Origin of the sequence: Nocardia sp. NPDC049149 (assembly GCF_043197455.1) — a bacterium.
In the GTDB taxonomy this organism is placed as follows: domain Bacteria; phylum Actinomycetota; class Actinomycetes; order Mycobacteriales; family Mycobacteriaceae; genus Nocardia.
Genome location: NZ_JBICTD010000001.1, coordinates 518,125 through 530,814 on the forward strand (window position 1 = coordinate 518,125; position 12,690 = coordinate 530,814).

Annotated in this window: 12 protein-coding genes; 1 reads left to right on the forward strand and 11 read right to left on the reverse strand. The window is 64.9% G+C overall.

Annotated features, from left to right (window positions below; all coding sequences use genetic code 11):
• Positions 1 to 733 precede the first annotated feature (733 nt).
• Positions 734 to 1,270, reverse strand: coding sequence for a YdcF family protein (locus tag ACGFNJ_RS02510; protein ID WP_393442553.1), 537 nt, complete (start codon positions 1,268 to 1,270; stop codon positions 734 to 736).
• 202 nt (positions 1,271 to 1,472) lie between these two features.
• On the opposite strand from ACGFNJ_RS02510, the gene ACGFNJ_RS02515 reads away from it, so the two are divergent.
• Complete coding sequence (locus tag ACGFNJ_RS02515) at positions 1,473 to 2,444, forward strand: PH domain-containing protein (protein ID WP_393442555.1); 972 nt, start codon at positions 1,473 to 1,475, stop codon at positions 2,442 to 2,444.
• 58 nt (positions 2,445 to 2,502) lie between these two features.
• Here the strand turns inward: ACGFNJ_RS02515 and ACGFNJ_RS02520 are convergent, their stop codons facing one another.
• The 10 genes from ACGFNJ_RS02520 to ACGFNJ_RS02565 form a co-directional block, all read right to left on the reverse strand.
• Complete coding sequence (locus tag ACGFNJ_RS02520; RefSeq protein ID WP_393442557.1) at positions 2,503 to 2,838, reverse strand: hypothetical protein; 336 nt, start codon at positions 2,836 to 2,838, stop codon at positions 2,503 to 2,505.
• Position 2,839: 1 nt separating this feature from the next.
• On the reverse strand, positions 2,840 to 3,430 hold the full coding sequence (locus ACGFNJ_RS02525; RefSeq protein WP_393442559.1) for a hypothetical protein: 591 nt from the start codon (positions 3,428 to 3,430) through the stop codon (positions 2,840 to 2,842).
• A complete protein-coding gene (locus tag ACGFNJ_RS02530) occupies positions 3,427 to 4,518 on the reverse strand; it encodes a glycine-rich domain-containing protein (RefSeq protein WP_393442561.1) in 1,092 nt (363 codons plus the stop codon). Before ACGFNJ_RS02530 ends, ACGFNJ_RS02525 begins: the two co-directional genes overlap by 4 nt.
• A complete protein-coding gene (locus ACGFNJ_RS02535) occupies positions 4,515 to 4,937 on the reverse strand; it encodes a DUF2744 domain-containing protein (RefSeq protein ID WP_393442563.1) in 423 nt (140 codons plus the stop codon). The genes ACGFNJ_RS02530 and ACGFNJ_RS02535 overlap by 4 nt, the downstream gene beginning before the upstream one ends.
• 2 nt (positions 4,938 to 4,939) lie before the next feature.
• A complete protein-coding gene (locus ACGFNJ_RS02540) occupies positions 4,940 to 6,583 on the reverse strand; it encodes a phage tail protein (RefSeq protein WP_393442565.1) in 1,644 nt (547 codons plus the stop codon).
• Positions 6,580 to 7,497 carry a phage tail protein gene (locus tag ACGFNJ_RS02545; RefSeq protein WP_393442567.1) on the reverse strand — a complete coding sequence of 306 codons (918 nt, stop codon included), beginning with the start codon at positions 7,495 to 7,497 and terminating at the stop codon, positions 6,580 to 6,582. The genes ACGFNJ_RS02540 and ACGFNJ_RS02545 overlap by 4 nt, the downstream gene beginning before the upstream one ends.
• A 39-nt stretch (positions 7,498 to 7,536) precedes the next feature.
• Positions 7,537 to 11,310, reverse strand: a complete 3,774-nt coding sequence (locus ACGFNJ_RS02550; RefSeq protein WP_393442569.1) for a phage tail tape measure protein — start codon at positions 11,308 to 11,310, stop codon at positions 7,537 to 7,539.
• A gap of 14 nt (positions 11,311 to 11,324) precedes the next feature.
• On the reverse strand, positions 11,325 to 11,777 hold the full coding sequence (locus ACGFNJ_RS02555; protein ID WP_393442571.1) for a DUF5361 domain-containing protein: 453 nt from the start codon (positions 11,775 to 11,777) through the stop codon (positions 11,325 to 11,327).
• Entirely contained in the window at positions 11,729 to 11,986 is a 258-nt protein-coding gene (locus tag ACGFNJ_RS02560) for a hypothetical protein (protein ID WP_393442573.1), read from the reverse strand. Before ACGFNJ_RS02560 ends, ACGFNJ_RS02555 begins: the two co-directional genes overlap by 49 nt.
• A 141-nt stretch (positions 11,987 to 12,127) precedes the next feature.
• Positions 12,128 to 12,688, reverse strand: coding sequence for a hypothetical protein (locus ACGFNJ_RS02565; protein ID WP_393442575.1), 561 nt, complete (start codon positions 12,686 to 12,688; stop codon positions 12,128 to 12,130).
• Between the last annotated feature and the right edge of the window lie 2 nt (positions 12,689 to 12,690).

Consider the following 12,690-nt stretch of genomic DNA (forward strand, 5'->3'; position numbering starts at 1 on the left):
GAAAATCGTTATCATGCAAGACAAGTACGAACACGTTCAGCATGCGGCACAATGGACGACGCCAATCTTTGGGCACTCGAACATCATTGAGCGAGGCGCGGCAATGCATCGTCACTCCGCCGTGATCGTTACTAAACACTTTCGTGACTTTTCTCTCGGGAGTTACTCACCGATAGCTGCTTACCCGCCCGCCAGCAGCAGACATCTTGCGTTTCAACAAGTGCCCCACCCTGATTCGATCGACTCGACACCGGGCGAATAACTCCTTCACCGAGATATCCGATTCCCGTTACCTAGCGGTGGCCTGCAATAAACCACAACGTCACGTTGCCGCTCTCGAAACCACACGCGTGCCCGCCGGAGGTCACCAACCGCCACCACGACGTTTTGGTCAACTGTCCAAATATCAGCAATAATCGAGTTACCGGTACGAGGTCTCACACTGAAACCGCCTGTGACCTCGTCATCCCACCACGTGGTACGACTATGTACCAGCAGTTCGAGGCAGTTCGAGCTGCTGAACTTCCGTCCGGCCCGCACCCGACACGGGCAGGATCAGCGGAAGAACCGAGGGGAATGATCGCCATCGACCACCCGGCGCGATGGCGATCAGCGCGGAGGGGATAGACCGGCCGCAACTTTGTAGCGCACCTGGAGCAACACCGTTGCGGTCGGGCCCGAGGCTCCGAAGGGGGGAGCCTCGGGCACTCCTATTTCCGGCAGTAGCCGTCGGCTAGCAATCCTCGAAGAATGCTTTGCCATAACCGACGGACTGATAGCCGTAGTCGTAGGCCCAGCGCACCACCGAAAGCCGCGGCCGCGGATCGACGAACAACAACTCCCCCGACCAGCACTTTCCGAGAATGTAGCGGGCACGGGAAATATGCGGGGTAAAGGTGACAACGATGACCCTGCGCCACGCGTTGGCGCGGGCGAGCTGCGCGAGATACCGGCCTTCACCACGGGTGGTGCGCGGCGCGGGGTCGAAGCAGATGACCTGAAACGTATAGCCGCCGTGGCAGATTCGATTGACCATCGCACTGTTCGTATAGGGGTCGGAAAGCAGGACCCGAGGCGCGAAACCCGCATGGGCCAGCCGAAGCCCGAGCTGCTCGCGGCCGTCGTGCGCACCACCGAGAACCAGAATCGCGTCCGCGGCCGCCGGACCGTCGGTCTGTGGACGAACATAGACCGGCCAGAGCGCGGCAATGATCACGGCGCCGAGTACCACGAGAACGACCCCGATCCTGACCGAGCGGCGACGTCGCACCCGATCGATGCTAACCGCATCTCCCCAGGTCATTTCCTCGGCGTCGGCACACCGCAGCCGCATCGCGAGCAGTGGGCAACGCCGCAGCCGCTCAGCACCCGGAAAGCGGCGAATGTGGCAGTGGCGAGGGCGATTCGGTCGTGTGATGATTCGTGCGGATGGGGGGCGGCTGGTGTCCCCGCGGGAGCGAAGGAAAACAGCGTTGCGATACGAGGGGTCGACCGGTCAGATCACAGTGGAGAACAACGCCATCGTCATCACCAGAGAGGGGCTCAACGCCAGGGTCGGCTTCGGCAAGGTCGAACCGCGGCGCATTCCGCTGGCCGCGATCTCAGGTGTGCTCTTCCGGGAACCGAGCGCGTTGAAGAACGGCTACCTGCAACTCGGCCTCGGCGGTAATCCAGCGGTCGACCGCGGCATCAACACGCCGAGCGATTCCGATGCGATCGTCTTCGGCTCCAAGCAGGCCACGCAGTTCCGTGAGCTGCACAAGTGGCTGCTCTCGGTGGTGCAGCAGAACCAGGCGATGGGGATCGATTCCAGCGCAGTCGATTACGACTCCGGAACCAACCGGGTCGACCGCCAGCGGGCGCGCGCGGCGGCAAGCAAGGAGCGGGCCGCGCAGGTCTACGCTGGGCCGCAGGGCCGCCCCGACGTGGTCGCCGCAACCGCCCGAATGGGCGCAACGTGGGGCGGCATTCAGGAGATCGGCCATCTCGGCGAACATCTGCGTGCCGAGGAGACGGTCCGTTTCATCGCTCAGGGCACCTACGAAGGCGATGAGGGCATCGTGGTCCTCACCGATCACCGCGTACTGTTCCTCTTCCACGGCATGATCCGCAAGCGCCTGGAAGACTTCCCGCTGCGCACAATCTCTTCGGTACAAACCAGCTCCGGTCTGCGCACCGGCGAGCTGAAAATCTTCGCCTCCGGCAACACCGCGACGATCGCCAAGGTCAAGAAGGACGATCTGGCACCGCTGGCCGACGCGATCAGGCAGTCCGTGGCCAACCCGACCACCCAGCCCGCCCCGGCCCTGGCACCAGCACCAGCACCAGCACCAGCACCGAATATCGCCGACCAGATCCGCCAACTGGCCGATCTACACGCATCGGGCATCCTCACCGACGCCGAGTTCGCCGCGAAGAAGCAAGACCTGCTCAATCGCATGTAGCCGGAAACAACAAAACGGCCCGGATCTCTCCGGGCCGTTTCGGTGTCGAGTAATCGGGCTATGCCTCGGTCGAGTCGGCGATCGCATAGCCGCCGAGCAGACCGAGGGCCATGCGGTATGCGCCGTCGATATAGTCCGGGGTCTCCGGGTTATCGTGCAGGACAAACGAACCCGGCATTCGCTGCACCGATCGTGCTGCGGCGGCACCGGTTTCGGTAGCCGCGACGAGGCCGACCTCGGGCGACTGGTGCGCGAACGGCTGCTGCAGCCAGATCGTCACGTACTCGACGGCCTCGCCCTCGAACTGCTTCGGGGGATCGAGGCGGTAGCAACGGGCCGGGCCGACATAGCCGCCGACAGCGTCTATATGCAGGGTGGCCTTCTTGATTGTCATCTCAGTTCTCCTCTAGATATTCGACGACGGTGACGACACCGTTCGCGCCCGCGGCGCCCGCGCCGCCACCCCCTGCGGGAAAGCCGCCCGGCTGACCGCTGTTGCCGCCCGCTCCCGATTGCAGTGCCTGCCAGAACGGCGGATTGCTCGACACGGCTGCCAGACCGGACTTTCCGCCAACCGCCGCCGATCCGCCGCCGCCACCGCCACCGGCGAGCAGCCGGACCGCACTGGACGTGGTGGACTCGCCCGGCTTGCCCGAGTCCCCGCCGCGGCCGCCGGCGATGAACGAAATCCCCCCTGCCCCTCCGCCACTCGCCGTCCCGGCCGCGCCACCGGGCGCGATCAGTTGTGGCTCGCCGAAGGCGGAGCCGCCACCATCACCACCGCCGCCCGCACCGACCGAGATCGATACCGTCGCAGGGAGATCGGCGGCCTTGATCCGCATCCGCTCCACCGCCGCACCGCCACCACCACCGGTTTTCGCGCCGCCTTGGCCACCACCGCCGCGCAGCCACACGTCGATGTAGGACAACCCGGCAGGCTTGGTCCAGCTGGCGTTGGCCGTGTACACCAGCAGCCGGGTGATCACTTGGGCTCGGCTCCGCGCTCGATGACGTACACGATGCCGTTGCCGCCGTTGCCGCCCTTGCCACGCGCGGCGTCGCTGCGACCACCGCCGCCGCCACCACCGCCACCACCGGGGTAGGCACCGTCGCCCCCTTTGCCGCCGCCGTTGACGCCACCACCGCCACCACCGCCGCCACCGGTCGCGAGGATGGAACTCGGCACGCTTCCGGGATTTCCGGGCGCACCGTTCACTCCGCCCTTACCACCGGCTGCGATGCCGCCCGCGCCGCCGTCCGCGCCTGGCCAGCGCCCGGCGTCGCTGGGGCCGCCCGATCCGCCGCCACCACCGCCGCCACCACCGCCATACAGCTCATAGGGGCTGATGGACGTTCCGCCGCGTTCGGCCCTGGTCGGCATCGCGGACTCGCCGGACGCCGACGACGCCGACGCACGCCCTCCGTTGCCGCCGAAAATCATCCCGACACCACCCGCACCACCGGGGCCGGTGACAAGAGCGTTTTCGGCGCCGCCGCCGCCACCGTTGCCACCGGTGACGGTCAGCGCTTGGGCGCCGCTGCCGAAAATCGTGTTCCCACCGCCGGTTCCGGGGGCAGCGATGGCGACACCCCCTGGCCCACCCGCACCGACGGTGATCGAAATGGGCACGAACTTGCCTGCGTTGTCTTTCGCCAGCAGGGCGGCGGGAATCTTGACATGGATCTCGCCACCGCCGCCCCCGCCACCGCCGCCGTTCTCGTAGGCGGCCAGCCCGGCCGCCCATCCCGCGCCGCCGCCGGCGCCTGCGCCGATGATGATCAGGTCGATCGATACGGTGCCCGGCGTCGGGGTGTAGGTGTTGTTGGAGGTGAACACGATCGCCTTGCCCTGCAACACCAATTTGTCGTAGGCGGCCCGTAATTCGGTGATGCTGCGCGAATGATCGTCGATCACGTTGTTGTAGGTGTTGTGTGCGGCATCCTGTGCGCCCGAGAAGGACTTGACCACACCACCTTTCATGATCGCCTTCGCGGACTGCTCGGTGATGTCCTGCCCGTACCGGCTGCGCACCACGAAGGCGCCGTCGGGCGCGCCCTGTCCCGGGGTTGTCATCGCTGCTCCTCCTGCAGTGCGCGCAGGCTCGTCTCCTCGGCGACGTCGACGGCCTCGACGGGGTCGGCGATCCGCCCGAGTTCCTTGAGCTGGTTGATGATGTGCTCCTGCTCGTGCGCCGTCATCGCCGCGACATCCGGCAGCACCACCGGTTCGGGCTCGTCGTCATCGATCGGCACCCAGACGGCGGACCCGTTGAGCATGTGCTGCTGCCCGCGGTGCGGCACCTGCAGCTTCTTCTCCTGGAATTCGGGGTGATGCCGAAAACCACACTCGTATAGGTGTTTCGAGATAACCCGCGCGATGGATTCCTGCAGCAGCATCGGCTGGGTCGGCGACATCGCGATCTGCGCGAGCGCCCAGAGCAGGTGCTCGTCGGGCTTTTCCATATCGCAGAGCTGCTGGGTGGGCAGACGCATGACTACATCACTCCTAGGTCGTGCGCGATTCCGAACAGTTCCTGCACCTTTTCCAGGGCCTTGACCACGGGATCGCGTTCTTCGCGGTGGCCGACGGTGATCGCCCAGGACGGTGACCGGTCCCGGCTCCAGGACAACGTGGCCTCGGATACCCGCTCCACGTAGATCTTTCCCTTGGGCGCGCCCTTGACGGTGGTGCCGATCCGATCGCCGACATAGAAATGCCCCTTGCCGCGCTGACCGATCAGCCACGGTGCGCCGTCGGCGACCTGCACCTGATGGGAGAACTGCTCGCGGGTGGCCCACAGCTTGGCGCGCAAGGTGATCAGCGCCGAGAGTGTGTACGCCTTGCTCGATGAGCTCGCGAGCCCCTCCTTGTAGTGCGACCAGCCGAGTTGCTGTGCCCTGGCAGGTGATTTCCACGCCATCCAGGCCAGCACCGTGTCGGTGTAGAGCGGTTTGAGCAACGCGTCGACCGCACCGCCGACCGGTGGGACGCCGATCATCATCGCGATCAGGTCGCCCGCCATTTGAATTGCGGCGCTGATCAATTCGTTCACACCGGGCATGCTGTGGCCACCGGTGACGACCTGCACGTCGGTGGCGGGCCTGCCGACGAACCCGGAGGAGACGATGCCGTTGCGTTTGGTCTCCCGGTAGATGATGCCCGGCGCCGACGGCAAGGTGCCCTTCCACCCGGGCTGGTAGTACTCGTCGGGAAATGCTGGGTCGCTGATGTTTTGGACGCTCTCGGTCTTGCCGTCACTGCCGATGTTGGTGATCGCGTGCTGCAAGCCGAGGAAAAGGTCACCGCCGAAGGAGGTTCCCGAGGTCCATCCGGACTTGTCCTCGATATCGATGACCAGGCAGCCGTGCTTGAGCCGGGCACCGGGCCATGGCGGCTCGTCACCCTCGAGGTAGCGCCGGAATGTCGGGGTCAGTTGCGCGTCGGCGAGAATGCTCTTGGCGACGCTATGGAAGTCCTTGAACCGTGCATGCACCACCGCGAACGGTGATCTGTCGTCCTCGATCTTGAGCGGCTTGACCACCATCGACCAGGTCGACTGATCGAAGTTGAACCACTGCTTGGGATCCAGCGGATCATCGGGCAGCATCCAGATCGACGATTCCAGCCGCATGATGTTCACCAGCAACGTCAGTTTCAGCGCCCATTTCGCGGGGCCGAACATCAACCACAGGCGGGGGAACTGGAGTTCGGCGAACAGGAACGGATTGCTCCAGCAGATGATGTGCTTGAGCTCCTCGTAGTCGTGCTTGAAGAACACCCGCACGATGGTCTGGCCGGTGGCGTTCTTCTCGATCTCGTAGGAATCCATCCGGCCCGACCACCGCACGCCGTCCTTGTCGACGGTGACGTGGATGTTCTTGGTCGTGCGCGCGTCGTGATCGATGATCCATTTGGACAGGTAGTAGTCCTCGGGCATTTCGATCTTGCCGACACCGGTCTCCGAGTCGACCTCCTGAAACGACCCGGTGTATGTGTGCGAAACCTGGCCGCGCAGTACCCAGTTGCCGTCCCACAACCGAACCAGCGGCGGCCGTAGCCGTTTGATCCGGTTGGCCTCGAGCCGCCTGATGATCGCGGCGTACTGGGCCTCGAAATCTATCGTCGATACGGTGCTCACTCCAGCCCCCACGGCCTGGTCCACGACCGAGGACTGCGGACCTGCAGACCCGCGCCCTGCGGCGCACCCGTAACCGCCACCGGCAGTGTGGTTTCCGGCGTGTACGGCGGGACTGGGTAGAGGAACATCTTGCCGTTCATCCGCTGGTACACCGCGGTGTCCAGCGAGGAGACCACCTGGCCTTCCATCGCCATCTCGTCGGTGTCGACCCGGACATTCTCGTTCGCCCGCAGTTCCGGCATGACGATCATCCGGTCCGCGTCCTTGGTGGCGCGGTCGAAACGATCGTCACCGAACGAGAAGTCGGGCAGCGTCCATTTGACGGCGCCGGTGCCCTGGAGCACCCATTTCAGCCAGATCTCGGTGTCGGTGGGGTTGGCAATCTTGACCGACCCCATCTCGGTGCTGCCGTTCGTGGTGTCCTTGGTCGTCACGAAGGTGGCGGTCACGTCGGCTTCCATCCAGCGCGGATAAGCAGCGGCCAGCGGCACGAGCACCAGACCGTACTGACGGCCGTTGGGATCGGTCCCCACCTTGACCCGCGGGTTCGACGCCAACTGCACATCGAGCCTGCGGCGTGAATCGTCCACCTGCACCCACAGTTTCGAGCGCTTCTCGTAGGAGAAGGCTTTGCGCAGCGCGGAATCGTTGTCCCGCCATGCGGCGGTGGCGGATTCGATGACATGGAAGGCGAGGGTGAATTCGTACTTCTCCTCCCGCATGCCGCCGTAGCTGGCGCCGAGCTGGAAGGCGGTCGAATTCCAGATCGTCTTCACCGGCGCGTCGTACAGCAGGTCGAACTCGGTGCCGTCGTTCTCCGGCGCGAGGTAGACCCCGCGCGCGCCCGCACCGGGACCCGCCACCGTGAAGCGCTGGCCGTTGTGGCCCTCCAATTCGATCAGCGTCTCAGGCATGATCCGTCCTTGTCGAAAGAGTAGGTACAGCTGGCTTTTTCACCGGCCCACGAATCCCAGCGAGCGTTCCCGTTGCAGCAGGTTGATCTCGCGCCGGAAATCGTCGGCGGTCATGCCGGTGTGCACGTTCTCGATGTTGATCGAGTTGTCGTTGCTGCCGCCCTGCGTCAGATCCGACATCCGCGCCCATTGCTGCGGGTTGAACACCGGCTCGGGTTGCCCGGTCTTGTTCTCCACCAACGTCAAACCGGGCTGCAGCCAACCGCCGTTGTCGTATTTGGTCGGCGAGATCCGGCCCATCAACGCGTTGGCAAGCCGCCCAGGCAGATCGAGCAGCTGCTCGGGGCCGCGGCTGCTGTCCCAGTAGATCGACGTGCTGGCGGCCGGGGCTTCGGTGTTGTTGGTCTTCAGCCATTCGGCCTGTGATGCTTGATCTTTGGAGAATTGCTCACTCGACTTCTGCCAGGCGGTCGCCGCCTTCGCCAGCGGCGTGCTGTCGAGATCGGGGATGCCGAAGACATTGAGGAAGTCGCCGAACATCCCGTTCTTGAACGTGGTTCCGGCCTTCGTGAAGTTCGATTGGATCGAGTCGAAGGTCGAAGCCTGGCGTTTGTCCATGGGCGAGCGGTTGTCGGTGGTCGCCGCGACCGGCGTGCTGGTGACCGGAACGGTGGTCGCCGGATTCGACTGTGCCGGTTCGACTCCGGTCGGCGCCGCCATCTGTGCGGCCGCGAACTGGAAGAACGCGTGATCGGTGAACATCGGATCGTTGGCGCCGGAGGCCATTCCGCCGTACTGGCCGTTGCCGCGCTGGCCGCCCATCTCGAAGTTGACCCCGTTCGGCAACGTGGCGGCGGTGTGCCCGCCGAATTGGCCGCCGTTGTACCAGCCGATCCGCAGGCTGCCCGCCGGACCGGTGCCGACCTGGAATCCGCGGGCGAGCAGGGCGTCGCCCTCGTTCGCCGTCGCGAATCGGGAGGCGAAAGGCTCCAGTCCGGCAACGTAGTTCGCCAGCGCGGAGATGGCGCCGGAGCAGTCGCCCCAGTTGACGCCGCCCCAGTTGTACACCGCCCCTTCGACGCCCTTGGCGAAGTCGACGAGCTGATCGGCGCTGACCAGGCCACCGCTGGCGAAGCCGGGCAGTCCGCCGTCGCCGAAAACGCCGCCGTCGGGCGACCCCGACATCGAGCCGCTGTTGATGGCGTGCAGCAGGCCGAGGTGCTCGCTTGTCGCCTTCGCATTGACGACGAACTCGCCGTCGGACAACCGCGCCACAATGGAATCGCTTGTGCCCGTTCCTGGTCCGGTGATGTGCCCACCCGTCGCGAAGCCGGGGATGACGCTGGTGACGCCGTTGATAACAGTGCTGCCGATCTTGCCGACCGTGTCGACGACCGTTCCGACGATGTCCTTGATCTTGTTCCAGTAGTCCAGGATGGTGTTGATCGCACCGACCACGGTGTCGCGCAAGGTGTTGAAGATGTTCTGGCCGGTTTCGATGGCCGCTTGAATGACCGTCCAGCCGGCTTGGATACCGGCTTGGAGCAGCTCCCACGCGGGTTTGATGAACGAATCCCACATCGCCTGGAACGTGCTGCCCACCAACTGCAACGCGGCGACGAATCCGTCCCAGATCGGCTTGATGATGTTGTTCCACACCGCCGAGATGGTCTCGCCGATGAAACCGAGCAACGGCTGAACGACGCTGGACCACAACCAGGTGAAGATGTCACCGACCAGCTGGATCGACGCGACGAACCCGTCCCACATCGGCTTGATGATGTTGTTCCACACCGCCGAGATGAGCTCACCGAGCAGCCCGAATACCGGCTGAACGATGCTCGTCCACCACCAGTTGATCGCCTCACCGACGAACTGGATGACCGCGACGAACCCATCCCACATCGGCTTGACCACACCGTTCCACCAGGCCGAGATGAACTCGCCGATGAGACCGAAAACCGGCTGGATGACGCTGGACCACAGCCACTCGATCACGGTGCCGATCAACTGGATGGCAGCGGTGAAGGCACTCCACACCGTCATCACGTAGCCGTTCCACCACAGCTGGATCAGCTGCCCGATCAGGCCGAAAATCGGCTGAATGATGGTGCCCCACAGCCAGACCACCGCGTCGCCGACCGCCTTCATGGCGTTGAGGAAGCCGTCCCACACGGGCTTGATGAACTCCCAGGCGGATGCGATGGCTGATTTGATCGCGTCCCAGACCGTCGCCCAAATCCTGCGACCGAGTTCGGTCTTGGTGAAGAACACGACCAGGCCTGCGACCACCGCCGCGATGGCCGCGATGATCAACCCGAGCGGGCTGCCCATCGTCGCGACATTCCACAGCACCTGCGCGGCGGCCATGATCTTCGCCGCGGCCGCGCTCGCCAGCGTGACAGCCTTGGCGTACAGCGTTGTCGCGGCGAGCCGGACCAGCCCGGGAATGAAGAAGCCGATGATGGCGGCGCCGAGCACCTGGATAACGTCGTTCCACTCGCGGTAGAAGTTGATGATGCCGGAGACCGCGTTTTTCACCATGCCGAGCCCGGCCACCATGCGTTCCGCGATCGACTGCGTCACGGAGTCGAGTGCGAGCCGAAGCCGCAATGCGACATCTTCGAGGCTCTTGAGAGCGTCGAGATGTTTCGCGGTGTTGCCTGCCGCCAGATCGGCAGCGGCGCCCTGATTGCCGATCGCCCCGGTGATGCCGTCGAACGCCCCGACACCCTGCTGCGCCGCGAGCGTGGCGAGTTGCATGGAGTCGGAACCGAAAAGAGCCGACGTCGCCGCCTCGTACATGCCCGGCGCCATGGTCTTGGCCGCGGCATTCAGCTGTCCGAAAAGTGTTGGCATGCCGACGAACTTGCCGTTGGCATCGGTCAGCGTGAGACCTAGCTGCTCGATCGCCTGCTTGGCGGGCGCGCTGTCGGACACCATGCCCTGGAACGCCGCGGAGATCATGGCACCCGCCGCACCGACGGGGCTTCCTGCTTTCGTCAAGGCGGCGATCGCGGCGGCGGTATCAGCGACGGACACCCCGAGTTTGTTCGCACCGCTACCCGATGCCACCAGCGCGCTGCCGACATCGGCGACGTTGACACCCATCAATCTGGCCGAGCTGGCCAGGACGTCGGCGGAGATGGCCGCGGAGCCGGCTTCCAGGCCGAATGCCTTGAGCACCTGAGCCTGCAACCCGGCGGCCTTCGTCGCGTCGACCTTGGTCGCGGCCGCCAACTGCAAGGTACTGTTGACGGCTGTCATGGCCTGCTCGACCGTGAACCCGCTCTTGGCCAGCTCGGCCATGGCGGCCGCCGCGTCCTTCGCCGAAGCGCCTGGCAGGGCCGCGCCCACCTGCTGGGCGGTGACAGAGACCTGCGCCATCTGCGCGTCCGTCGCCTTGGTCTGGTCCTGGATCGCCTTCAGCGACTCCTTGTACTGGTTGCCGACCGCGGCCACCTGCTCGACGACACCGCCCAGACCGACCTTGCTCGCCAGATCCTGCATGCCTGCGATGACACCTTGCGAGAGCCCATCGGTCAGGATCTTGCCCGCGCCACCACCACCCGACGCCGCATCCTTGATCGCGTTGCCGAACGACTCCTTGATGACGCCGGCGGTGGCGCCGAACGCGTCCTTGAGCGCGCCACGCCACGCCTCCTTCATCTCGTCGGCGGCGTTCGGCGGCACCACCTCCGCCGCGGCCTGCGCCTGCGCGAAGGCTTCTTGCAGGGCCGTCTTCAGTGCTTCCCTGACCTCGTTCGACAGCTGAGCCGCCGCGGCCTCGGTCTGTGGGTCGGTAGTAGCCATGGTGTCTCCATCTGTCATGTCCCGGCGGAGGGTGCGGAAGTTCCGCTCTTGAGCGCCGCGAGCCGCGCGCGCACCTGATCCATCGGCACCGCAGTGCCTTTCACCTGTCGCTTGGTCTTGTCCTCGACGCCGGGCCGCGGATAGGGCGCCGGTCGGTTGCGGTTGTGGCTGCCGTCCTTGGTCTTGCTCCACAGCAGCAGATTCGCCACGTCGACCAGATCGGCAAGCAGGTGTTCCACCTGGCCCCAGCGGTATCGCTCGGGATGCATGGCCCGCAAAAGTGCACTGTCGGAACTCGATTCGCGGACGAGCACCGCGAAATCACGCCAGGTGAAGCGCTTCGAGCCGACATCGCGTAGCCGCAGGCCCGCTCGGATCAGATCGGCCTCGATCGCCTCCCCGTGCTGATCACACAGCTCTAGGAGGCCGAGGATTCCCCCAGGTCGGTGCTCGACTCCTTTTGCCATGCGGTCATCAGCTCGCGCACCTCGGCCTGGGTCATCGCGTCGACGACGGCCAGATCCTTTGCGCTGCACACGCCTTCGATGAGGCCGAAGAACTGCTCGGTCTCGCCCTCTTTGCGCAGGGTGCGGATGACGCCGAACGGAATGTTGTCGAAGCGGGGCAGGGTGATCTTCTTGCCGCTCTTGGCGGTGTAGCTGAACTTTTCCATCATGGACCGGACCTTTCTGAGATTTCGGATTGCATTGGTGGACAGGGCCTTTCGAAGCCCGCCCGGTGAGGGCAGGCCCGGTCCAAGGGTTGAATGAACCTCACCGGGCGGGATCGGGAACGAGATCCGCAGCGGCGCGCGAAATTACGCGTTCTTGTGGATGTACTCGTAGATGTTGTTGCCGTTGGCGTCCTCGAAGCACTCCATGGTGACCGTGTACATGATCACGTCGGAGTGCACCTTGACGATGTCCTCGACCGCGGTGATCTGGCCGTTCGGGATGAAGGTGCGGATCGCGCCGACGGCGTCGTCGATGGTGTCGATGACCCAGGCGTTGTGCGGCAGCGCCTTCTTGTTCTTCTTCACGGTGATATCGCCCTTGGCGGCGTCCACGGTGACGTTGTTGTCACCGAACACGGCCTTGAGCACATCGGCGCTGGTCGACTCCAGGAACGCGAACTTCAGCGTCGCGGTGTAGTCGGTCTGCAGCACCTTCACGGTGGAGCCACCGAAGGCCTTCTTCTTCTCGGTTTCCCGGGTGTTCGACTCGGTGAAGCCGTCTTCGCCGATGTAGCCGCAGTCGATGAACGCCGCGTTCAGCGCATCGATGGCGGTCGCCGGGCCCGCGGTGCCCATCGGTGCGCGGAACACCGCGCCGCTGGACTTCGGCATCGCCGCGTAAACGTTGTTGACAGTGCTTGCCATGG